Origin of the sequence: Achromobacter sp. AONIH1 (genome assembly GCF_002902905.1) — a bacterium.
Lineage (GTDB): Bacteria > Pseudomonadota > Gammaproteobacteria > Burkholderiales > Burkholderiaceae_B > Achromobacter.
The window spans coordinates 3,775,001-3,797,750 of the sequence record NZ_CP026124.1 but is presented as its reverse complement, the minus strand read 5'-3'; the positions used below and the strand labels follow the sequence as shown (position 1 = coordinate 3,797,750).

The 22,750-nt window shown below is 66.1% G+C and carries 19 protein-coding genes, 1 tRNA gene and 1 CRISPR repeat array; of the genes, 11 read left to right on the top strand and 9 right to left on the bottom strand.

What is annotated here, in order from left to right; translation table 11 throughout:
* Positions 1–15: 15 nt before the first annotated feature.
* From C2U31_RS17465 to C2U31_RS17455, 3 genes are all read right to left on the bottom strand, one after another.
* Positions 16–834, bottom strand: a complete 819-nt coding sequence (locus C2U31_RS17465; RefSeq protein ID WP_103273917.1) for a nucleotidyltransferase domain-containing protein — start codon at positions 832–834, stop codon at positions 16–18.
* Positions 835–873: 39 nt separating this feature from the next.
* Entirely contained in the window at positions 874–2,097 is a 1,224-nt protein-coding gene (locus C2U31_RS17460) for an RtcB family protein (RefSeq protein ID WP_103276427.1), read from the bottom strand.
* Positions 2,098–2,357: 260 nt separating this feature from the next.
* Positions 2,358–3,920: a TROVE domain-containing protein gene (locus C2U31_RS17455; RefSeq protein WP_103273916.1), complete on the bottom strand. Its 1,563-nt coding sequence runs from the start codon at positions 3,918–3,920 to the stop codon at positions 2,358–2,360.
* Between the two features lie 217 nt (positions 3,921–4,137).
* Between C2U31_RS17455 and rtcR the strand changes: the two genes are divergently transcribed.
* Positions 4,138–5,751 (top strand): RNA repair transcriptional activator RtcR, encoded by a 1,614-nt coding sequence (rtcR, locus tag C2U31_RS17450; RefSeq protein WP_103273915.1) that lies wholly within the window; start codon positions 4,138–4,140, stop codon positions 5,749–5,751.
* Positions 5,752–5,829: 78 nt separating this feature from the next.
* Here rtcR and speG read toward each other — a convergent pair whose 3' ends face one another.
* Entirely contained in the window at positions 5,830–6,414 is a 585-nt protein-coding gene (gene speG, locus C2U31_RS17445; RefSeq protein ID WP_103273914.1) for a spermidine N1-acetyltransferase, read from the bottom strand.
* Between the two features lie 136 nt (positions 6,415–6,550).
* Positions 6,551–7,501 (bottom strand): LysR family transcriptional regulator, encoded by a 951-nt coding sequence (locus C2U31_RS17440; RefSeq protein ID WP_103273913.1) that lies wholly within the window; start codon positions 7,499–7,501, stop codon positions 6,551–6,553.
* A gap of 162 nt (positions 7,502–7,663) precedes the next feature.
* On the opposite strand from C2U31_RS17440, the gene C2U31_RS17435 reads away from it, so the two are divergent.
* Positions 7,664–8,971 (top strand): MFS transporter, encoded by a 1,308-nt coding sequence (locus C2U31_RS17435; RefSeq protein ID WP_103273912.1) that lies wholly within the window; start codon positions 7,664–7,666, stop codon positions 8,969–8,971.
* A 22-nt stretch (positions 8,972–8,993) separates the two neighbouring features.
* Positions 8,994–10,487 (top strand): M81 family metallopeptidase, encoded by a 1,494-nt coding sequence (locus tag C2U31_RS17430; RefSeq protein ID WP_103273911.1) that lies wholly within the window; start codon positions 8,994–8,996, stop codon positions 10,485–10,487.
* 176 nt (positions 10,488–10,663) lie between these two features.
* Here C2U31_RS17430 and C2U31_RS17425 read toward each other — a convergent pair whose 3' ends face one another.
* On the bottom strand, positions 10,664–11,371 hold the full coding sequence (locus tag C2U31_RS17425; protein WP_103273910.1) for a riboflavin synthase subunit alpha: 708 nt from the start codon (positions 11,369–11,371) through the stop codon (positions 10,664–10,666).
* Between the two features lie 145 nt (positions 11,372–11,516).
* A CRISPR array of direct repeats spans positions 11,517–12,984; the repeat unit is 28 nt; unit sequence TTTCTAAGCTGCCTATACGGCAGCGAAC.
* 402 nt (positions 12,985–13,386) lie between these two features.
* The gene (locus C2U31_RS17420) at positions 13,387–14,820 is read right to left on the bottom strand and encodes an aldehyde dehydrogenase family protein (RefSeq protein ID WP_103273909.1); all 1,434 of its coding nucleotides are present in this window, start codon (positions 14,818–14,820) and stop codon (positions 13,387–13,389) included.
* Between the two features lie 310 nt (positions 14,821–15,130).
* Between C2U31_RS17420 and C2U31_RS17415 the strand changes: the two genes are divergently transcribed.
* Both C2U31_RS17415 and C2U31_RS17410 read left to right on the top strand, forming a co-directional pair.
* Positions 15,131–15,934, top strand: a complete 804-nt coding sequence (locus tag C2U31_RS17415; RefSeq protein ID WP_103273908.1) for a FadR/GntR family transcriptional regulator — start codon at positions 15,131–15,133, stop codon at positions 15,932–15,934.
* A 143-nt stretch (positions 15,935–16,077) separates the two neighbouring features.
* Positions 16,078–16,677 carry a hypothetical protein gene (locus C2U31_RS17410; RefSeq protein WP_103273907.1) on the top strand — a complete coding sequence of 200 codons (600 nt, stop codon included), beginning with the start codon at positions 16,078–16,080 and terminating at the stop codon, positions 16,675–16,677.
* Positions 16,678–16,798: 121 nt separating this feature from the next.
* Here the strand turns inward: C2U31_RS17410 and C2U31_RS17405 are convergent, their stop codons facing one another.
* A complete protein-coding gene (locus C2U31_RS17405; RefSeq protein WP_103273906.1) occupies positions 16,799–17,089 on the bottom strand; it encodes a zinc ribbon domain-containing protein in 291 nt (96 codons plus the stop codon).
* On the opposite strand from C2U31_RS17405, the gene C2U31_RS30585 reads away from it, so the two are divergent.
* The 6 genes from C2U31_RS30585 (at position 17,088) to C2U31_RS17380 (ending at position 20,830) form a co-directional block, all read left to right on the top strand.
* Complete coding sequence (locus C2U31_RS30585) at positions 17,088–17,522, top strand: hypothetical protein (RefSeq protein ID WP_158658398.1); 435 nt, start codon at positions 17,088–17,090, stop codon at positions 17,520–17,522. The genes C2U31_RS17405 and C2U31_RS30585 overlap by 2 nt on opposite strands.
* 343 nt (positions 17,523–17,865) lie before the next feature.
* A complete protein-coding gene (locus tag C2U31_RS17400) occupies positions 17,866–18,120 on the top strand; it encodes a type II toxin-antitoxin system RelE/ParE family toxin (protein ID WP_103273905.1) in 255 nt (84 codons plus the stop codon).
* Positions 18,104–18,430: a helix-turn-helix domain-containing protein gene (locus C2U31_RS17395; protein ID WP_103273904.1), complete on the top strand. Its 327-nt coding sequence runs from the start codon at positions 18,104–18,106 to the stop codon at positions 18,428–18,430. Before C2U31_RS17400 ends, C2U31_RS17395 begins: the two co-directional genes overlap by 17 nt.
* Positions 18,431–18,675: 245 nt before the next feature.
* Positions 18,676–19,458 (top strand): exodeoxyribonuclease III, encoded by a 783-nt coding sequence (gene xth, locus C2U31_RS17390; protein WP_103273903.1) that lies wholly within the window; start codon positions 18,676–18,678, stop codon positions 19,456–19,458.
* Positions 19,459–19,521: 63 nt separating this feature from the next.
* Positions 19,522–19,597: transfer RNA gene (locus C2U31_RS17385), tRNA-Ala, on the top strand.
* A gap of 141 nt (positions 19,598–19,738) precedes the next feature.
* On the top strand, positions 19,739–20,830 hold the full coding sequence (locus C2U31_RS17380; RefSeq protein WP_103273902.1) for an RNA methyltransferase: 1,092 nt from the start codon (positions 19,739–19,741) through the stop codon (positions 20,828–20,830).
* Positions 20,831–20,978: 148 nt separating this feature from the next.
* Here C2U31_RS17380 and acpA read toward each other — a convergent pair whose 3' ends face one another.
* Positions 20,979–22,706 carry an acid phosphatase gene (gene acpA, locus C2U31_RS17375; protein ID WP_103273901.1) on the bottom strand — a complete coding sequence of 576 codons (1,728 nt, stop codon included), beginning with the start codon at positions 22,704–22,706 and terminating at the stop codon, positions 20,979–20,981.
* Positions 22,707–22,750 lie beyond the last annotated feature (44 nt).

Genomic DNA, 22,750 nt, shown 5'->3' with positions numbered 1-22,750 from the left:
CTTCAAATCATTATTTCAAGCGGGCGCGGCATCGAAATGCAGCACCGCCTCGCGCAGGTAGCGATCCAGCCGCGCCAGGTCCGGCCGGTCGCCGGCGACGGGGACATGCGCCTGCGCCGACTCCAGCTCGCGCAGGATGAAGTCGTGCAGGCCCGGCCAGCGCGGGCTGGTGGCGGCCTCGCCCGCCCGCATCTTCACCGCCAGCAAGGCGTTGAGCTCTTCCAGCAGCGCCGGGTCGGTCACCATCTCGCTCGCCAGCTCGGCGAAGCGCATGGGCGGCGCGCCGCGCCCTTCCCGGATCCAGCGCGCCGCCAGCAGCGGCCGCAGCACGTACAGGTATTTCTTGTAGCGCACGACCTCGCCCAGCAGGTGCTCGCGCAGGTTCTTGCGGGCCATGGACACGTAATGGTGATAGCCGCGCACCAGCGAGAACTCCTCCTCGGCCAGCGCGCGCAGGCGCGGCGCCCAGGGTTCGACCGCCCGATAGACGATGGGCGAGCGCAGCCATTCCAGCAGCGTGGGATTGGAATCGCGCAGCAGGCCCAGCGTCTTGCGCAGGTCCCAGCCGTTGATGTCCAGATCGCCGCTGATCGGCTGCTCGATGACGTCGCGCCCGGGCAGCACGGTCAGATACCAGGGCAGCCGGTGCACGTAGACGAAACGCACGTCGTAATCGCTGTCGGGCGAGGCGAAGCCCCAGCCCCGGCTGCCCGACTCGCAGGCGTACAGCACCGTCACCTGGTGCTGGCGCTCGATGTCCGCGAGTTTCTCGGCGATGAGCGCCCGCATGTCGTCCGACACCGGATGCGCGCTCAGGACGCTTTCCTGCTTCATGTTCCTCTCCTTGTGGAACGGGGCGTCCGCCCCACTCCGTCAACCTTTCACGCACACCACCTGTTTCAGGGTGTGCACCACTTCCACCAGATCGCGCTGCGCCGCCATGACGGCGTCGATGTCCTTGTAGGCCATCGGGATCTCGTCGATGACGTTGGCGTCCTTGCGGCATTCCACGCCTTCCGTCGCGCGCACCTGGTCTTCCACCGAAAACAGCTTCTTGGCCTTGGTGCGGCTCATGACGCGGCCGGCGCCGTGGCTGCAGCTTTCGAAGCTTTCCGGGTTGCCCAGGCCGCGCACGATGTAGCTGCGCGCGCCCATGCTGCCCGGGATGATGCCCAGCTCGCCGCGCTTGGCGCTGACCGCGCCCTTGCGGGTCACGAACACGTCCTCGCCGAAGTGGCGCTCGCGCTGCACGTAGTTGTGGTGGCAGTTCACCGCCTCCACGTGCGACTCGAAGGGCTTGGCGATGACCTTGCGCACGGTCGCGATCAGGTTGGCCATCATCACCTCGCGGTTGCGCAGCGCGAACTTCTGCGCCCACGACACCGCGCGCACATAATGGCCGAAATACTGGGCGCCTTCCTCGAAATAGGCCAGATTCTCGTCCGGCAGGTTGCTCTGGTGGCGCTGCGCGTCCTTCTTGGCCAGCTCGATGAAGTGCGTGCCGATGGCGTTGCCCACGCCGCGCGAGCCCGAGTGCAGTATGAACCAGACGAAACCCGCCTCATCCAGGCAGACCTCGATGAAGTGGTTGCCCGTGCCCAGCGTGCCCAGGTGCTTGCGGTTGTTGGTGTTGCGCAGGCGCGGATGCAGCTCGCACAGCGCGTCGAACTCGTCGGCCAGCGTGGCCCAGACCTGGTCCACGGACACGGGCGGGTTCTCCCAGCTGCCCGTGTCGCGACGGCCGCGCGGCGCCGAGCCGTGCGGCACGGCCTGCTCGATGGCCGAGCGCAGCGGACCCAGGTTGTCGGGCAGATCCTCGGCGCGCAGCGTGGTCTTGGCCGCCATCATGCCGCAGCCGATGTCCACGCCCACCGCCGCCGGAATGATGGCCTTGAGGGTCGGGATCACCGAGCCGACGGTCGCGCCGATGCCCAGGTGCACGTCCGGCATGGCCGCGATGTGCTTGAACACGATGGGCAGGCGGGCGGCATTGGCCAGCTGGCGCTTGGCGTCGTCTTCGACGGGCACGCCCTTGGTCCACATTTTCACCGGCACGCCGCCGGCGACTTCTTCGATGTTGTAGTTCTGGTTCGTCATGTTGATCTTCTTTTTGCTGCTGAACAATTTACCGGCTTTCCAGGGAAAACCGTCTGGATGAGGATGATGCCTTGCATGCCGCGCCTGGCCCGGGAAAGCCCAGGACCGGCCCGGCTGGAAAAAATGCGCGACCAGAGTGGCAGGACGTAGCCAGCGCCGGTTTCCCGGCTGGGGATTCGAACCCCGCGGCGCACCGATGTAGTCCTGCCGGCATTCGCGCGTAATCGATACTGCTTGTTCCTTGGGATCCGCCGGGCGCGCTATTGCACGCCCAGCGTCACCGCTTCAATCTCGCCGACCCAGTGGCCGGCGCCCATGCGCCCCTCGGCGAAGTTGGCGATCATCTCGAACACGGCGTCGGAAAAACCGCCCACGTTCAGGATGTCCGCGCGTTCCGCAGCCTGCGTGGTCGCATGCGGCTGGATGTCGATGCACACCAGCCGCGCGCCCGGGTTGCGCTGCTTGAGCGTCTCCCATTCACGCATGGTCGCGGTGGCGCCACTGCGCCGCGCATCCATCCAGGACTCGTTGTCCGAGACCAGGATCACCAGGTCCACCTGCGCCCGCTCGCGGTTCAGGCGAGCCAGCGGCGCGCTGCAGCTGGTGCCGCCGCCGCCGATGCCGGCCAGCTTCTGCGCGTTGGTCATGACCGAATCACGCGGATTCATGCGCAGGTCGACCACGTCGAAGTCGAACGGCAGCACACGCGCCCGGCGATTCTTGCGTAGCACGGCGGCGGCCACCAGGGCGGCCACGTCGACGCAGCGCACGGTCGACGTCGCCGAACCGGCCCAGCCCGTGACCGAGGAACGCATGGACCCCGACACGTCGGGACACACGACCACCCGCCCGTGCAGGCTGGGCACGTTGCCGATCGCCAGTTCCATCGCGTCCTGCAGCGCGTCCTGCACCACCGCCGGCACCGCCTCGCCCGCCGCCTTGAAGGCCGACATCAGCTGGTAAGGCAGCACCCGCGCCCGGGCCACGGCCTGCGGATCGCGCAGCTTGGCGGCGATGGCCTTGGCCATGCCCGGCTGCTCGAACACGCCGTGGCGCGCGAAGGTGTTCAGGTTCTGGCGCACCATCTGCCAGGATCCGGCCCGTGCAACCTGCGCCCACTGCGCCGGCGTCATGCCGAGCGCAGTCAGCATCTGGAACGGCACATCCGGCGGCTCGCCCGTGGCATCGCGCTTGAAGCGTTCGAGCGCCTGCGTCGCGGGCGGCAGCGCGGCCTCGTCATGGGGCTTGCCGATCAGCCAGGCGAACCAGGCCGCGCGCCAGGCCTCGGCGGGCTTGGGATGCACCATCTTGACCACGTCCGCCAGCGAAGGCGCATTGCCCACGGCCGCGTTCAGCAGCTGCTTTTCGGTGGCCTCCAGCAGCCAGCGCTGCACCAGCTTCTTGGGCCGCGTGCCCAGCGACTTGCGCCCCACGGCGCCGCTGCGCAGGATCTGCACGAAGTTGCGCAGCATCTTGCCGCTGTCGATCACGCGCGGAAACACCTGCGCCAGCAGCTCCAGGTCGCGCACCGCCAGGATCGCGGCCAGCAAGGCCGGCATGTCCTTCATATGGCCGGACTCGCGGGCATAGACCGCCGTCCTGGCCACGAAGGCCGGATCCACCTCGGCCGCCAGCGTCATCACGCGATCCAGTTGATCTTGCGCCTGGGCGTAGAACGTCTGACGCAGGCAGCCGGTGGCGGCGAGCTGGGCCAGCTGGTGGCGCGGGCTGAACGCATAGGCCGGCGCCAGTTCGTTATTGGTATCCAGGGCCGCCGGCAGCATCGCGCCGCGCTGGGACTGGAAGAGTTGCGTGTTGACCATGGAGCATTCTCCTTCTTGCATACGATTTGTCGTCTATGCCTTTCCTTATGCAAAGGGCGTGCCAGCTTTTAGGCCAGCGCTGGAGAAATTTTCTAAGCCATTGATTTTCCATAGATTAAATATTTTTCGCAGCGATAAACAGAATCCAGGCTGATGCTTCACTTCTGATTTGTATAGAATATTAGCTAGCCATTTATCTAATCAGCTATCCCGACCCATGCAAAAGAAGAACGTCGTCATCGGCTTCCTGGGCACCCAGCTGGATGCCGGCCAGGGCGCGGGCCGCTGGTCGAAATGGCGGCCCACGGTATCGCTGGTCCAGCACGAGGACACGCTGATCGACCGGCTGGAGCTGTTCTATCCAACGCGCCACCAGGCCCTGGCGCGGCTGGTGGAGCAGGACATCGCCAATCTGTCGCCCGACACCGTCGTGAATCTGATCCCGATGGACTTCGCCGATCCCTGGGACTTCGGCGAGATGTACGCAGCGCTGTACGACTGGACGCGCGGCTACCGCTTCGATCCCGAGCGCGAGCAGTATTGGGCGCACATCACCACCGGCACCCACGTCGCGCAGATCTGCATGTTCCTGATGGTGGAATCGCGCACCATTCCCGGCGTGCTGTTGCAGACCTCCCCTCCCAGGAAGCAGGCGGGCGAGAATCCCGGCAAGTACACGCTGATCGACCTGGACCTGTCGCGCTACGACGTGCTGGCCCGCCGCTTCAGCCAGGCGCGGGACGACGCGCTGGAATTCCTCAAGAGTGGCATTCCCACGCGCAACAGGGCCTTCAACAGGCTGATCGAAGAGATCGAACGAGTGGCGGTGCGCTCGCAGGCGCCCATCCTGCTGACCGGCCCCACCGGCGCGGGCAAGTCGCATCTGGCTCGGCGCATGTACGAACTGAAGAAATCCCGCCATCAGGTCCAGGGCGAGTTCGTCGAGGTCAATTGCGCCACGCTGCGCGGCGACGGCGCCGCCTCGACGCTGTTCGGCCACAAGAAAGGCGCCTTCACCGGCGCGGCCGCCGACCGGGCCGGCCTGCTGCGCACCGCCCACCAGGGCGTGCTGTTCCTGGACGAGATCGGCGAACTGGGCCTGGACGAACAGGCCATGCTGCTCAAGGCCGTTGAAGAAAAACGCTTCCTGCCCATGGGCAGCGACCGCGAGACCAGCAGCGATTTCCAGCTGATCGCCGGCACCCACCGCGACCTGCGCGTGGACGTGGCGCAGGGGCGCTTTCGCGAAGACCTGTATGCGCGCATCAACCTCTGGTCCTATGCCCTGCCCGGCCTGGCGCAGCGACCCGAGGACATCGAGCCCAACGTCGATCACCTGCTGATGCGATCCGCCGAGGAAACCGGCGCCGTGGTCCGCTTCAATGCCGAGGCGCGGACGCGCTATCTGAAATTCGCCAAGTCGGCCGAGGCCAAATGGACCGGCAACTTCCGCGACCTGTCGGCCAGCGTGACACGGCTGGCGACGCTGGCCGACGGCGGACGCATTCCGGTTGAGCTGGTCGACGCCGAGATCCAGCGCCTGCACTGGCTGTGGCAGCGCGGCGCGCCCACGGGCAACGACGGCGGCAAGATCCGCCTGGACGCCGTGCTGCCCGACGGCGCGGCCGACGCGCTGGACCTGTTCGACCGCATGCAGCTGGAAGCCGTCATCGGCGTGTGCCGGGAATCGGACTCGCTGTCCGAGGCGGGCCGCAAGCTCTATGACCGCTCGCGCACCCAGCGCACGGTGGTCAATGACGCCGACCGGCTGCGCAAGTACCTGCTGAAGTTCGGCTTGAACTGGGAAAGCGTTTCCGGCCGGGAAGGCTGAAGCCGGCCGGGTTCCACCAAATACAAGGCCCCGGGACAGCGCGCCGCCCCGGGACCGGACCTGAGCATACGTCCGGACTCAGCCGGCCTGCTCTTCCTGCGGCCAGTCGCGCAGCACCGGCGCGTCCGGCGCGCCCGGGCCGACCTCGCGCAGATGGTCATGCTGCAACAGCGCCATGCGATAGGCATCGCGATAGGCGCCGTTGGAGAAGAACTCCTCCTTCAGCAGGCCCTCGATGCGAAAGCCGCAACGCTCATAGATATGGACGGCGGCGGCATTGTCCTTGTCCACCACCAGGTAGACCTTGTGCAGGTTCAGCACGCGAAAGGCATAGCCCACCGCGATGCGCGTGGCCGCCTTGGCGTAGCCGCGCCCCTGGTAGCTGGGTGCGATGATGATCTGGAATTCCGCGCGGCGGTGGATATAGTCGATCTCGACCAGCTCGACCAGCCCGGCCGGCTCGCCGGTGTCGCGCTCGATGATGAAGCGCCGCTCATTCTGGTCGTGCAGGTGGCGGTCGTACAGCGCGACCAGTTCGTCGTAAGCCTCGTAGGGCTCCTCGAACCAGTACCGCATGATGACGTCGTTGTTGTTGATCTTGTGCACGAAGTGCAGGTCGCCGCGCTCCAGCGGGCGGATCTTGATATCGGACATGACCGACATGATGAGTACCTCCGGGTGTGCCTGGATCTTATCCGAAGCGGGCAATATCTGCCTCGAAACGGCCTGATACCGCCATTTCCGCACCTGCATCAGCCATGGGTGGCGCTTTCCAGCGCATTGTTCCCGGAATGCCGCGTCATTGGCCGGTCTTGGCCTTGCCTCCCTTGCCCGCCCCGCCCTCGCTGAAGGCCGGCAGCCGCAGCTCGATGCGGCGCATCAGCTCGCTTGCCGCCGACGACAGCGGCCGGCCCAGCCGCAGCAGCGCCTGGCATTCCGGCGCGCTCAGGATCGGATGCGCGATGGGCAGGGCCACCAGCTCGCCGCTGGCCACTTCGTGATGCACGCCCAGGTTGGGCATCAGCGTCACGCCGGCGCCGCTCATCGCGTACTGCTTGAGCACGCGCAGCGAGTTGGTGGTCAGGCTGGGCGTCAGGTGGATGCGCTCGGTGAACTCCAACAGATCCACCGCCTGCCTCAACCCGTAGGGCGCGGACATCAGCGCGAAGGGATACGGCAGGATGTCGGCGATGGTCAGCGGCGCGCGGTGGCGCGCCAGCGCATGGTCCGGACGGGTCAACAGGCAGACCGGGTGCTTGCGGCTGGCGCGGCAGCGCAGGCGCGGATCCACCGGCGGGTTGTAGGCCAGGCCGATATGGGCGGCGTCCGAGGCCACGGCCTCCACCACCTCGTTGACCGAGCCGACGTTGACGCTGATATTGATGCGCGGATGCTCGATGCAGAACGGGCCGACCACATGCTCCATCAGGCTGTCGATGAAGCCCTCGCTGATCATCAGTTGCACGCTGCCGCGCTGCATGCCGCGCAGTTCCTGCAGCCGCGCGCCCAGATGCTCCTGCTGCGCGCGGCAGGCGCGGTAGTACTCCAGCAGCATGTCCGCCGCCTCGGTCGGCGTCAGTCCGCGCGAGCGGCGCTCGAACAGCGCCACGCCCAGCTCCTTCTCCAGCAGCTGGATCTGGCGGCTGACCACCGATGCCGCCGTGTCCAGCTTCTCGGCCGCGCCTCGCACCGAGCCGCAGGCGACCACCTCATGGAAGTAGCGCAAGCGGCCCTGGCTGATTTCCTGCATATCGATTCCTTTCCCAATCGTTGCCCTATAAGCAACGATAATTCATATTCCAGGTCATTGCTTCGAACACACTGCCCTTCCGATAATTGCGCCTCCACGGCCCCTCCGGCGCCGAGGCTACCTTTATCGACCGCGGGCGCAGACCCGCGCAGGAGACATGCAATGCCCCATCCCGCCACGCCGGGCGCCGACCCGCGCCTGGGACCGCTGTACCGCAAGATCACGTGGCGCCTGCTGCCGTTCTTGTTGCTGTGCTACGTCTTTGCCTACCTGGACCGCATCAACATCGGCTTCGCCAAGCTGCAGATGCAGCAGGACATCGGCATCTCCGACGCCGTCTACGGACTGGGCGCCGGCATCTTCTTCCTGGGCTACGTGATGTTCGAGGTGCCCAGCAACCTGCTGCTGGCCCGCATCGGCGCGCGCCGCACCATCAGCCGCATCATGGTGCTGTGGGGCCTGACCTCGGCGTCCATGCTGTTCGTGCAGGGGGAATGGAGCTTCTACGTGCTGCGCTTCATGCTCGGCGTGTTCGAGGCCGGCTTCGCGCCCGGCATGATCTTCTACCTGACCTACTGGTACTCGCAGTCGCGCATGGCGGGGGTCATGGCGGTGGTGATGCTGGCCGGCCCCATCGGCGGCATCGTCGGCGGCCCGGTGTCGGCCTGGATCATGACGGCCTTCTCCGGCGCGCACGGCCTGGACGGCTGGCAATGGATGTTCCTGCTGGAAGGCCTGCCCTGTGTGCTGATCGGCATCGTCGCCTACCGCTACCTGGACGACAAGCCCGCCCAGGCCAAGTGGCTCAGCGCCGAGGAAAAGGCGCTGCTGGCCGCCGACCTGGACGCGCGCTCGGGCCAGCAGAAGCACGCCTTCCGCCAGGTGCTGCGCGACCCCGCCATCTACGGCATGGCGCTGACCTACTTCTGCCTGATCTGCGGCATCTATGCGGTCAGCTTCTGGCTGCCCACGCTGCTCAAGCTGGCCGGCGTGAAGGACACCATGGAAATCGGCCTGTACTCGGCCGTGCCCTATATCGCCGCGGCCGCCTTCATGCTGCTGTTCGCGCGCAGTTCCGACCGCATGCAGGAACGCCGCTGGCACACCCTGGTGCCCGCCCTGCTGGCCGGCGTCGCCCTGTGCGTGGCCACCGCCGCGCCGACCCAGTTCGCGCTGTCGCTGGCCGCCATCACGCTGGCCACCGGCTTCATGTGGGCTTCCTACACGGTATTCTGGGCGATTCCGTCGCAGTACCTGAAGGGCGAGGCCGCCGCCGGCGGCATCGCGCTGATCAACAGCATCGGCCTCCTGGGCGGCTTCCTCAGCCCGTCCATCATCGGCTGGGTCAAGGAATCGACCGGCTCGCTGGCCGGCGGCCTGTACGCGATCTCCGCCCTGCTGGTGGCCGGCGCCCTGCTGCTGCTGGTCAACCGCCCGTCCCAATCCGCGCACGCGACCGCGCGCGCCTGAACGCCACGACAGGAAACCCAACATGCACATCCTGGTTGCCGGATTCCAGCACGAAACCAATACCTTCGCGCCGTCCAAGGCCGGCTACGACAACTTCGTCCGCGGCGAGGGCTTTCCCGCCATGGTGCGCGGCGAGGCCATGCTGGCGCTGCGGCAGGTGAACATCCCCGCCGGCGGCTTCATCAACGCCGTCGTGGCGCAGGGCCACACGGTGCGCACCGTGATCTGGGCCGGCGCCAGCCCGTCCGCCCACGTCACCACCGACGCCTATGAGCGCATCGCCGGCGAGATCGTCGAAGCGGCGCGCGAAGGCGGCTACGACGCCGTCTACCTGGACCTGCACGGCGCCATGGTCGCCGAGCACCTGGACGACGGCGAAGGCGAGCTGCTGGCGCGCGTGCGCCAGGCCGTCGGCCCGGCCGTGCCCGTCATCGCCAGCCTGGACCTGCACGCCAACGTCACCGCCCAGATGCTGGGCGAGGCCGACGGGCTGGCCGCCTTCCGCACCTATCCGCACGTGGACATGGCCGACACCGGCGAGCACGCCGCCCGCCTGCTGCTGGCCCGCCTCGAAGCCGGCGCCAACTGGCACCGCGCCGAGCGCCGCCTGCCCTTCCTGATCCCGATCAACGGCATGTGCACCCTGTTGCAGCCATCGCGCGGCGTCTACGAGGAACTGGCGCAGCTGGAACAGGCGCCGGGCGTGGTGTCGATCTCCTTCGCGCCGGGCTTCCCCGCCGCCGACTTCGACGAATGCGGCCCGGTGGTCTGGGCCTACGGCACCGACGCGGCCGCCGCCGAACAGGCCGCCGAGACGCTGTACCAGCGCGTGCTGGCGCTGGAACCGCAATGGTCGCCCGACTTCCTGGAACCCGCCGAGGCCGTGCGCCGCGCCCAGGCCCTGGCCGCCGGCGCCTCGCGCCCGGTGGTCATCGCCGACACGCAGGACAATCCCGGCGCGGGCGGCGACGCCAACACCACCGGCATGCTGCGCGCGCTGGTCGAGGCCGACGCGCAGAACGCCGCGCTGGGCCTGTTCTACGACCCCGAAGTGGTGGGACAGGCAGTGGCCGCCGGCGTCGGCGCCAGGCTGCGCCTGCGCCTGGGCGGGCAATCCGGCGTGGCCGGCGACGGCCCCTTCGAAGGCGAGTTCACGGTCGAGACGCTTTCGCCGGGCCGGCTGCGCTTTGACGGCCCCATGATGAACGGCATGGACGTGGACCTGGGCGCCGTGGCCACGCTGCGCATCGGCGGCGTGCGCGTGGTGGTCAGCGCCACCAAGACGCAGATGCTGGACCGCAACCTGTTCCGCGTCGGCGGCGTGCAGCCCGAAGAGATGTCCATCCTGGTGGTGAAAAGCTCGGTCCACTTCCGCGCCGACTTCCAGCCCATCGCGCACGAGGTGCTGGTGGCCAAGGCCCCCGGCCCCATGCAGGCCGACCCCGCCGACCTGCCCTGGACGCGCCTGCGTCCCGGCATCCGCGTCAAGCCGCTGGGCCGCGCCTTCGCCGGCTGAACGGCATGCGCCCGCGCCGGCACGGAGCCGGACGCGGGCGCATGATGTGTTGCGCGGCCCCTGCCGCCCCCGGCCTCGTGTCGCGGGGCGGTTTGCTTTCAGGGTCCGGCTTTAAGGGTCCGACTTTAATGGTCCAGCTCCAAGGGCCTGACTTTAAGCGTCTTGCCTCAAGGGCTTTACTTCAGCTTGACCTGCTGCGGAGTCACGAAGTCCTCCAGCGACAGTCCCTTTTCCTTGAGGATCGCCTCCAGCAGCGGCTGGAGCTTGCCCAGGCTTTCCTGCACCGTCTCGCGCACGGTGTCCACCACCACCTGGGTGCCGCGCTCGATCTCGATGTTGACGGCGTCGCCGACCTGCTTGTCCTCGAACACCGTCATGCGGCGCGTCTCGGGAATCAGCCAGACCTCGAACCAGCCCTCGGCGCGGTTGACCTCGGACACGGTCAGGCTGGCGCCGTTGATGGCGATATAGCCCTTGGCGAACACGTACTTGCGGAAGTCCTCGGGAATGCTGAAGCGCATCAGCCGGTTCGTGTCCGACGACTTGACCATCACCACTTCAGACGTGAAGTCCACGTGCCCCGACAGCGGATGCCCGCCAATCTCGGCGCCGTCCTTGGCCGCGCGCTCGACGTTGGCGCGGTCGCCTTCCTGATAGGCGCCCAGCGTGGTGATGGCCAGGCTTTGCAACATGACGTCAAAGGTGGCCTGGTCCGGGCCCGTCAGCTCGGTCACGGTCAGGCAGACCCCGTCGGTGGACACGCTGGCGCCCACCGCCAGATCGGTGCAGAAACCCGGCGGGAAATCGAGCGTGAAAGTGCGCAGGCCCTCGCGGTCGGCGATCTTGGCGATCTTCGCGGTGCCTTGGACTATGCCTGTGAACATACGAATCCTGATGCGGGGCGCAGCGCGCCCGTGAAACAAAACATCAACGTTAACCGATATTTGGCTTCGGGCCGGGTGATGTCCCTGGTGGCGGCGGGGACGACGGCGAATGGGCATAAGCAGAGCAGCCCATCGGAACACTCATAGTCTTGACTGCCTATGCGGCAGCGAACAAGGCGAGCACGTTCTGGATCAACACCTACAATTTCTAAGCTGCCTGTGCGGCAGCGAACTTGCCCTTCGATTAGGTGGCCGGTACGGATCATTTCTAAGCTGCCTATACGGCAGCGAACGGTGCCCGCGGCTCCCAAGTCGGCACGGACTGTTTCTAAGCTGCCTATACGGTAGCGAACCGGCCGGTGGATAAACGAGTCGTACCCGGGGATTTCTAAGCTGCCTATACGGCAGCGAACACGACTTCGCCGAGCCATTCCGCGTCCGATTTTTTCTAAGCTGCCTATACGGCAGCGAACTGCGGGTGTTGGTGGTGGACATGGACAAGCAATTTCTAAGCTGCCTATACGGCAGCGAACGTCGTCGCCTCGGACCTTCGTCTTGCTCAGCTTTTCTAAGCTGCCTATACGGCAGCGAACTTCGAAGATCTCTTCCTGGTCCGGCGGCGTCTCTTTCTAAGCTGCCTATCGGCAGCGAACTTCGACGCGGACAGAAAAATCTGATTGCGGCCTTTCTAAGCTGCCTATACGGCAGCGAACCGGATGTAGCCGTAGTGGCCGGCCATGGTGTTTTTCTAAGCTGCCTATACGGCAGCGAACGAGCAAGCCGGCAACGTCTCCGGCCGCGAGCTTTTCTAAGCTGCCTATACGGCAGCGAACGCTGGTTGGGTTTCGATCGCATCGGCCGGACTTTTCTAAGCTGCCTATACGGCAGCGAACCACGGCCTGGCGCAGCACGTCGATCTTTCGCATTTCTAAGCTGCCTATACGGCAGCGAACGCCTCAGCACGGCTGGCGATGTATTCCTTGAATTTCTAAGCTGCCTATACGGCAGCGAACCTGACCTGCGCCGGGAAGGCGCTTGCTTCGATTTTCTAAGCTGCCTATACGGCAGCGAACTGGGAAGCAGGCAAGCGCGCCATCCCTGCCATTTTCTAAGCTGCCTATACGGCAGCGAACCTGGGCGGTATCACCCGCGCCCTCAAGCTGCTTTTCTAAGCTGCCTATACGGCAGCGAACGTCATTCCTGTTGATGACAAGGCCGATCCTGATTTCTAAGCTGCCTATACGGCAGCGAACATCCGCCACGTCGGCTACTTCCCTGAGATGGATTTCTAAGCTGCCTATACGGCAGCGAACTGCCTGGATGCGGGGCCGTTCCGGGTGTTGATTTTCTAAGCTGCCTATACGGCAGCGAACACATCGTCGGCTGGATCCCGCCAACGAAGCAGTTTCTAAGCTGCCTATACGGCAGCGAACGCTACAAGCATGAGATGAATTCTTGGATCGCTTTTCTAAGCTGCCTATACGGCAGCGAACCAGACCCGCTTGCGTCCACAAGTAGTGCAAAATTTCTAAGCTGCCTATACGGCAGCGAACCATCGCCAGGCGCACATTCGTGGATCCGTCTGTTTCTAAGCTGCCTATACGGCAGCGAACTGTGCATCAAACTCCACAGCCGCTTGATTCTAAAGAAAATACCACTCCCCGGGTTCCAAACACCCAAATTTTCACCCCTTCCGTAAGTCCTTGATTTTTATGGCGCCGTTAAATCCCACAAAAAAAGGGTTCGGCGCATGCAGTCCTTCCACATCAGGATCCACGCCCCTGCCCGGCAGTCTTCCGCAATACTGTGGAATATTCTCGCCCCCGCCAAAACCGCCTGGGTCGGCCCGCAGCCATGCCCGCATCCCGTCACAACAAATAGCGCACCCCTCTCCCGAAAAGACAGGACGCGTACAGGCCGATGAAGCGTCGGCGCACGTGTCTCCCCAAAACAAAAAAACCGAGGCCGCGCACCCGGCGCGGCCTCGGCCTTGCTACAAAAACCACGCCAACGCGTCAGTGCTTGATCGCAATCGTCTTCAAGGTCGTGAAGCCATACAGCGCCTCGAACCCCTTCTCGCGGCCATAACCCGACTGGCGCGAACCGCCGAACGGCAGTTCCACCCCACCGCCCGCGCCGTAGTTGTTGACGAAGACCTGGCCGGCGCGCAGCTGGCGGGCCAGGCGCAGCTGGCGGGCGCCGTCGCGCGTCCAGACGCCGGCGACCAGGCCGTAAAGCGTGCCGTTGGCCAGCGCGACCGCTTCCTCTTCGGTGTCGAAAGCCATGGCGGCCAGCACCGGGCCAAACACTTCCTCCTGCGCCAGGCGGCTGTTCGGCGGCACGTCGCGGAACAGCACCGGCACCTGGTAGTAGCCGGACGCGGACGCGCCGTCCTTGAGCTTGCCGCGCGCCGCCACCTTCAGGCCCTCGGCCTCGGCTTCGGCGACGAAGCCGCGCACGCGGTCGTGCTGGCGGGCGCTGATCAGCGGGCCCACGTCCAGGTCCTGCGCCGCCGGGCCGGTCACGGTGGCGGCGAAGGCCTCGGACAGGCGCTTGAGCACGGTTTCGTACACGCCGCGCTGGATCAGCACGCGGCTGCCGGCCGAGCAGGTCTGGCCGGCGTTCTGGATGATGGCGGCCAGCAGCACCGGCATGGCGGCGTCCAGGTCGGCGTCGTCGAACACGATCTGCGGCGACTTGCCGCCCAGTTCCAGCGTGACGGGCACGTGGTTGTCGGCGGCGGCGTGCGCCACCATCTTGCCGGTCTGCGGCGAGCCGGTGAAGGAGATGTGATCGATGCCCGGATGGGCCGACAGCGCCGCGCCGGCCTCGTGGCCGTAGCCGGTGACGATGTTCAGCGCGCCGGCCGGCAGGCCGGCCTCGGCCGCGATCTCGGCCAGCTTGAGCAGGGACAGGCAGGCATCCTCGGCCGGCTTGACCACGCAGGCGTTGCCGGCGGCCAGCGCCGCGCCCACGCTGCGGCCGAAGATCTGCAGCGGATAGTTCCAGGGCACGATGTGGCCGGTCACGCCATGCGCCTCGCGCACGGTCAGCACGGTGAAGCCGGGGTTGTAGGGAATGGTCTGGCCGTGCAGCTTGTCGACCGCGCCGGCGTAGAACTCGAAGTAGCGGGCCACGGCGGCGGCGTCGGCGCGCGCCTGCTTGATGGGCTTGCCGGTGTCGGCCGATTCCAGTTGCGCCAGTTCTTCCTGGCGGTCGAGCAGCGCGAAGGCGATGCGCATCAGCAGACGGCTGCGGGCGGCCGGCGCCATCTGCCCCCACTCGCCCTCGAACGCCGCGCGCGCCGCGCCCACGGCGCGGTCCACGTCTTCCTGGCCCGAGCGCGCGATCGTCTCGAACTGCTGACCGTCGGACGGGTTCAGCACGGGAATGGTGTCACCGGTGGCGGCGGCCACCCATTGATTGGCGATGAAGTTCTTTTGGCTCACGATGTGCGCAGTAAAGTGGCGGCCGGACGGCCGGTTGCTGAAATGGCTGGCGGCTGCGCCGCCGAGTCTCCCGGGCGTCTCCGGCGGGAGCCGGAAACGCGGCCCGCGCGTCGATCGCACAGGCCTTGTGATTTGATGGAAAATTACGGGAGCGCCCGACAACTTGTCAATTACATTGACAGCTTTTGTCCCAAGCTTCAGGAATTTTCCAGCCCGACTCGGGTTATCCCTAGGATTGCGCGCCCCCGCGCCGCACCGGTCTTGTCAACGCGCATGACAAGCCGCAAGCCCAGACAGAAGGAGCGCAGCGATGAGCAACACGCGTGACCCGCAGCTCGATGCCCTGCTGCAGGCCGCCAGCCGGCCCAGGCCCGAACTGGATGCGCTGGCCGAGGTCGCGTCCGGCCTGGGCTATGTGCGCGCCGAGCGCTTCGCCGAACGCGTCTACGAGAGCCTGTTCTACGCCATCGCCACCGGCAAGATCGCGCCGGGCAGCAAGCTGCCCGCCGAGCTGGAACTGGCCGCGCTGTTTGACGTGTCGCGCCCGGTCGTGCGCCAGGCGCTGGACCGGCTGCGCGAGGACCAGCTGGTGGACTCGCGGCGCGGCTCGGGCACCTATGTGCGCGCCAAGCCCGACCTGATGGGCGGCATGCCCGCGGTCGACCCGGCCCGGCGCGTCGGCCACATCCTGGAAGGGCTGGAGCTGCGCATGGTGATCGAGCCCGAGTGCGCCTATTTCGCGGCCCTGCGCCGCAGCGAGCGCGATCTGCAGGAAATGGACCGCATGCTGGCCGGCTACGAGGATGCGGACGCGTCCGGCAACATCGCCCACCACCACGACTTCGGCTTTCATCGCGCCATCGCCGCCGCCACCGGCAACCAGCGCTTCGTGCAGGTGCTCAAGTCGCTGGAGTACGACGTCAGCCACGCGGTCAACGTGATGCGGCAGCTGGTCCATATCGAACCCTGGAAGCGCACCCGCGCCGCCATCGACGAACACCGCCAGATCTACCGCTTGATCCGCGAGCAGGACGCAGAGGGCGCGCGCAACATCATGCGCTCGCACATCGAGAAGGCCCGCAGCCGGATGCTCAACAGCGGGCCGGAACAGTAGGCGTCGCCGCGACGCACAGTGTTACGAAAAAACTGTGCGGATTCACATGCCCTGAAACGTCTATAGGTATGGACCGGGAAATCCCCCGGCCTCGCCGGCGGTTCGCGCACGCCGCCGGCCAGCCCAACGGACGGAGTGGCGCCTTGCAATCCTCGGACAAACCCAGCACCGGCACGATGGACGCCAACGGTCGTCGGCCCTGGCTCGGCGCTTCGGCGCCGGAATCGTCGCCCGCCGCTGCCGCCGCCCCGCCCAGCCTGCGCTGGCGCGGCCCGTGGCGGACCTGGCTGTTGCTGTCCTGGGCGATCTGCACGCTGGCCTCGCCCACCTTCGCCTTCGTCGTCGTTTTGCTCTGCATCGATGCCCGCAGCGACAACCCGTATTTCTGGTGGTCGCTGCCCCTCATCGTCGCTGCCGGCAATGCCGTCGCGATCCTGCGCACCCACTATCGTCATGGCCGCCGAGGCTATGCCGACCGCGCCGCGCTGGCGCGCCAACACGCCGCCACCGCCCAGGCCACGGCCGGCGCCCTGTTCCTGGCGGCGGGCGCCGCCTCGGGGCTGCTGCCGGAACTGGCCGCCATGTTGCTGGGCACACGGGACGCCGGACCGGCCGCCCTGGGCGGGATCGCGCTCGCCATGGGATTCGGCGTGGCCTCGCATGTGCATGCCGGAGCGCTGCATGCCTGGCTGGCCTTTCGCGAGCCGGCCGCCGCCATGGCGGCGCCGGCCAGCGCGCGCTGACGGCGGCTCGAAGCCGCCTGGGAACCGTCATCTAGCGCGCCTTGAGCGCGGGTCGACGTCGCCATCAGTACAGCATCGCGCATCCGCGCCAGGCGCCGCCACGCCGGCGCACAAGCGCGCGTCAAGCCTGCGCCCGCGCGCCGCACTGTCCGCAGAAACTCGCGCCGGGCGCAAGCGTCGCCCGGCATTGCGCGCACGCGGCCGGCGTCAGCGATGCACCGCATTGCGCGCAGAACCGACCGCCCGCGGCCTGCGCCGCGCCGCAAGCGCCGCAGGCAAGCGCGGCCTGGCGGGGTTGAGGATTCAGGTTCGGATCGCCGTAGGATCCGTTCTGGCCGTGCCGGTTGCCGTGTGAACCGTAGCCGTGACGGCTGCCATGGCCGCCTCCCAACAGATGCTTCAGTATGCCCATGTCGGACTCCAAATCGCCTTGCGGCATTGACCTGGGCTTGATTGAAAAGCCTGAAGTTACTTTAGAGTCAAACATCGCCGGCACATTGGGCAGACGTCCGCAGGCCTCATCCTTACTTCCTGCAGATGAGCAAGGCCAGGCAAATCATGCCGATCAGGGTTCCTCCGATGGAGAAAGCGGCGCGCTCTGCACGCTCGGATTCAATCAGCAGCCCAAGGGCGCAGGCCGCCAACAACAAAGAAATCAAGAGTCCCAGAAGGAATGGACGCCAACTTCGACGCGCCGAATTCGAAGCCGCACGCCAAGCACACTTCAGCTTGTTCATGGAGATTTCGAGAAAATTAGTGCCGGATGCTTGATGCTAGCAAATGTTTCACTGACGGAAAACAGTTTTCCAGGAAAGCGGACAATCGGCGCGATATACGCATCATGACGAATGGCCGACGGCGACGGACCGGCCGTCGCGCAGACCCGACGCATGGAAGCATCAGACGCGCAACGCCATGCACAGACATGCCTCGCGGACAACATCCCAAGACATGGCCACGCAGCCCCCGGCGATCCTTGCGGGCCAAGAAGAATCCGTCCTCGATTACCGGCATTTTGCGAGCGATCCGAATTGTGCTGCGTGCCGCCCGCAATCAAGATCGCAGATCCCCTGGACCACTCTGGCGCAGAGCCAGCAACGTCATCCTTCTCGCAGGCACAAGGACACAGGCTCTCCATAAAACTTATATATACGAATAAAACTTATTATTTACTTATAATTTTGTACAATGAACGCGATCCTCTGGACCCAGAAGGCGGCGAAGCAACTACGCAAGTTGGACCACCAGCACCAGGTGACCATCCGGGATGGCGTAGAGACGCTGAAGGCCATGCCTGCGTGCCAGAACGTCAAGGCCCTCACAAATCATCGGCACGGCTACCGCCTACGGATTGGCAACTACCGCGTCCTGTTCAATTGGGATGGCGCCATCAAGGTCGTCGAGATTGAGGAAGTGAGAAAACGCGATGAACATGCCTACTAACATCCAGATCATCAACGGCCCCGGCGGCGAACCCGCTTTTGTCGTCATCCCCTATACAGACTATGTCGCGTCCCGCAACACCGAGAAGAGCATGATTCCTCATGACGTGATCAGCCGCAGCGTCGACGGCGCCACACCGGTCCGCGCCTGGCGGGAGCACCTCGGTTTGACCCAGGCCGACGTGGCCGAGCGGCTGGGCATCAGTCAATCCGCCTATGCGCAACAGGAAAGCAGCAGCCGGCTACGCAAGGCAAGCCGCGAGAAAATTGCCGGCGCGCTGGGCATTGAAGCGGCGCAACTGGACTTTTGAGGCGTCAAAAAAAGACGCTCAACCAAACCGATCCTGCGTCCGCCTGATGACCGGGGTAATGAATCTCCGCATACATGGTGTTCGCGTGGAACGAGAACTCCCGCTGATACCATGATGGGTATCCATCACGACAAGCATGCCACGCTCACAGCGGTCCCACGCAGGTGCTCGCAGGAGCAGATCGAGCGCACAATCAGGCAGCGCATCCGTGTAAACACCTGAAGTCAAAAGAAAATTCGTATCCCATGAAACTAGCCACCTGGAACGTCAACTCCCTCAACGTGCGCCTGCCCCAGGTGCTGGACTGGCTGGCCGCCAATCCGGTCGACGCGCTGTGCCTGCAGGAACTGAAGCTCACCGACGACAAATTCCCGGAAGCCGCCTTCACCGAGGCCGGCTATCACGCCGTCTGGGCCGGCCAGAGGACCTACAACGGCGTCGCCATCCTGTCGCGCGCGCCCGGCGCCGGCATGGTGCGCAACATCCCCGGCTTCGAGGACCCGCAGCAGCGCGTGCTGGCGCTGACGCTGCCCAGCCCGGACGGCGACGTCCGCGTGGTCTGCGCCTATTGCCCCAACGGCCAGAGCGTGGGTTCCGACAAATACGAGTACAAGCTGGCCTGGTTCGAGGGCATGCGCAAGTGGCTGGCCGACGAGATCGGCCAATACCCGCGCCTGGCCGTGCTGGGCGACTACAACGTCGCGCCGGCCGACGAGGACGTGCACAACCCGGAAAAGTGGGAAGGCCAGGTGCTGGTGTCCGAACCCGAGCGCAACGCCTTCCGCGCCCTGCTCGACCTGGGCCTGACCGATTCCTTCCGCCTGTTCCCGCAGCCCGAGAAGTCCTTCAGCTGGTGGGATTACCGCCAGTTCGGCTTCCGCCGCAATGCCGGCCTGCGCATCGACCATGTGCTGCTGTCGGCGCCGCTGGTCAAGCGCTGCGTGGCCTGCGACATCGACAAGGAACCGCGCCGCAACGAACAGCCCTCGGACCACGCGCCGGTGATCGCCACGCTGTCCTTCGAATAAGAATTTCCAGCGTTTTTGCACAGCGCGGGAATTTTCCTGTATAGTTTCGGTCTTGCTTGATTTGGGGCGGTAGCTCAGCTGGGAGAGCGTCGCGTTCGCAATGCGAAGGTCGGGAGTTCGATCCTCCTCCGCTCCACCAAATTCCAGACAAAAAAGCCTTGGATACACACTGTGTTCCGAGGCTTTTTTGTATCTGCAAGCGCGTAATCTGCAAGCTCATCAATTCGCTCGACTGCACAGGCCAGGCGACCAGCATCTGGCGTCGCCCGCCTCTTTCCCCATGCGCCACGCCGACTTCGACCAACGTCTCGCCTCCCTTGATGCCCTGCCCGTGCATCGCGGCCGGCTCATGCGCGTCTGGCTGCAAGGCCAGCCGCTGGACCAGGGCACGCGGCGGCGCGACTCCCAGCACTTCCTGCCGCTGGCGCTGCGCAACGCCGTGCCCGCCCTGACGGCGGAGCTGGACGGCCTGGCCCGCGTCCGATCCGAGCATGCCGGCAACGATGGCTCGCGCCTGCTGGTCGAATTGGCCGACGGGCAGATGGTGGAAAGCGTGCTGCTGCCGCGCGATGGGCTTTGCGTCTCGACGCAGGTCGGCTGCGCGGTGGGCTGTCGCTTCTGCATGACCGGCAAGAGCGGCCTGATCCGGCAGGTCACCAGCATGGAGATCCTGGCCCAGGTGGTGCTGGCGCGGCGCATGCGCGCGGTGAAGAAGGTGGTTTTCATGGGCATGGGCGAGCCGGCGCACAATCTCGAGAACGTGCTCGAAGCCATCGATCTGCTCGGCACCGAGGGCGGCATCGGCCACAAGAACCTGGTGTTCTCGACGGTGGGCGACCCGCGCGTGTTCGAGGCGCTGCCCCGGCAGCGCATCAAGCCCGCGCTGGCGCTGTCGCTGCACACGACCAAGGCGGAACTGCGCGCGCACCTGTTGCCGCGCGCGCCGAGAATCGCGCCCGAAGCGCTGGTCGAACTCGGCGAACAGTACGCCCGCGACACGGGCTATCCGATCCAGTATCAATGGACGCTGCTCAAGGGCGTCAACGACGGCGACGACGAGCTCGACGCCATCGTGCGCCTGCTCAAGGGCAAGTACGGCGTGCTCAACGTCATTCCCTTCAACAGCCTGGAAGGCGATGATTACGAGCGCCCCGATCCCGAGCGCATCCGCGAGATCGTCCGCAGCCTGCACAGCCGTGGCGTGCTGACCAAGATCCGCAACAGCGCCGGGCAGGACGTGGACGGCGGCTGCGGCCAGCTGCGCGCCCGCGCCGCCGGCGCGGAGCAGGTGGTGGCGCTGCGCCGCGCGCGCACGGCGAGGCCGGACGCATCGCAAGCCGTCACGACCACCGCCGTCGACGCATCGAACTGAAGACTTGCGTCCCGCCCGGTCCTCGGGATGGCCTCACCGAACCAGCACAGCCCCGGCTTGCCACCTGCCTGCCGGCAAACCCAGGCTTGCACAAGACAAGACCAGGGCGGCCATGACGACCGCCCTGCTCCACATCAAGCGCTGAACATCACGCGCCAAGCGTCAGGGCATTGGTCAGATCGCCCATCGGCTGCTGCCCGCGCCCCTTCATCGCCTCGTCGCGCGCCTTCAATCCATCCAGCACCGGCAGGTCGAACAGCCGCGTGGCCAGGCGCAGGATCGAGCCAGTGTTGTAGATGGTGTGATCCACCACGCCCTTCTTCGAGAACGGCGAGATCACCAGCGTCGGAACGCGCGAGCCCGGGCCCCAGCGGTCGCCCTTGGGCGGCGCGACGTGGTCCCACCAGCCGCCATTCTCGTCCACGGTGATGACCACCACCATGTTCTTCCATTGCGGGCTGTTGCGCAGGCTGTCGACGATGTGGGCGATGTGGCGGTCGCCCGACTCCACGTCCGCGTAGCCGGCATGCATGTTGAGATTGCCCTGCGGCTTGTAGAAGGTCAGCGGCGGCAGCTTGCCCGCCTCGACGTCGGCCAGGAATTTGTTGGTCGCGGTGATGTCGCCCAGGCCGCCGTCGCGCAGATGAGCCGTGCGCGCCGGTGTGCCGGGCGCGGTGCTCTTGAAGTAGTTGAAGGGCTGGTGATGCGCCTGGAAGTTGGGCGAGGCCGGAAAGCCGGTGTTGGCGGTGGAATCGACGGCGGCCTGCCAGCCGCCGGCGTACCAGGCCCAGTCCAGGCCCTTGGCCGTCATCAGGTCGCCGATGTTGGCGTGGCCTTGCGGCACCATGGTCATCGGGTTGGCGGGATCGGCCAGCGTCGGATCGGCGGCGCTGCGCGAGAACGCCGGCCAGTACGGCGGCCCCATGGTGTTCACGCCAAAGCCGTCGGGCGAGAGCGCGCTAGGGCCGAACTGCGGGCTGCCGGTAAGGGCGCTGGCCGGGGACGTGGGCTTGGGCTGCAGGCGTGTGTCGGTCGGATCCGCGCTTTGCAGCTGGGCGATCTGGACCTTGGCCACCGAGTTGGCCGCATCCGGATAGACCGGCGGCTGCGCGGCGACCAGGTATTGGTGGTTCAGGAACGAGCCGCCGAAGGCGCCCTGGAAGAAGTTGTCGCAGAGCGTGAATTCCTGGGCCAGCTTCCACAGCCGCAGGTTGTAGGCCGAGTCGCTGTAGTAGCCCATGACCAGGCCGCCCGAATCCGCCCAGGCGACGAAGCGGTCGTTCTTGCCGCCGTTGATCTGCATCTGGTTCTGATAGAACACGTGCCACAGATCGCGCGTGACCACGCCTTGCGGCAGCGGTTCGCCTTGAGGACCGCGCAGCGCAAACGGCGCGTTGGCCAGGTTGTTCATGTAGGGCGCTGCCTGGTCCACCTGATAAGTGATGTGGTTGGCCTGCTGCGATTGCGGCACCATGCCGCCCCACACCGGCGGCAGCGCGGGCAGCGCCGTGCCGTCGCGGTCGTACTGCGTGTAGTCGGCGGCGGTGAGCGCGGACAGCGGCTTTTCCACGCCGGGGAAATTGGCGAAGAGATTATTGAAGCTGCGGTTCTCGGCGTAGATCACGACCAAGGTCTTGACCTTATCGCGCAGCAGCCTGGTGGTGTCGGGCGGTGTCGGCGGAGCCGGCGGCGGCGCGGGCTTGTCGTCGTCATTGTCATCGCTGGAGCAACCACCCAGCGCGCCCAGCGCGGTGGCGCTGGCGCCGAGCGCGGCGATGCCGGTCAGGAAGCCGCGGCGCGCGGGGCGGATCTGCTCCGGCGGATCGCCCTGGACGTCTTCGGGCGGCGTGGCGGCGGGGTGTTCTTTTTCAGACATGAGTGACCTTGCGTGGAACGCGGCGCACTGTCATTGCGTCGCAG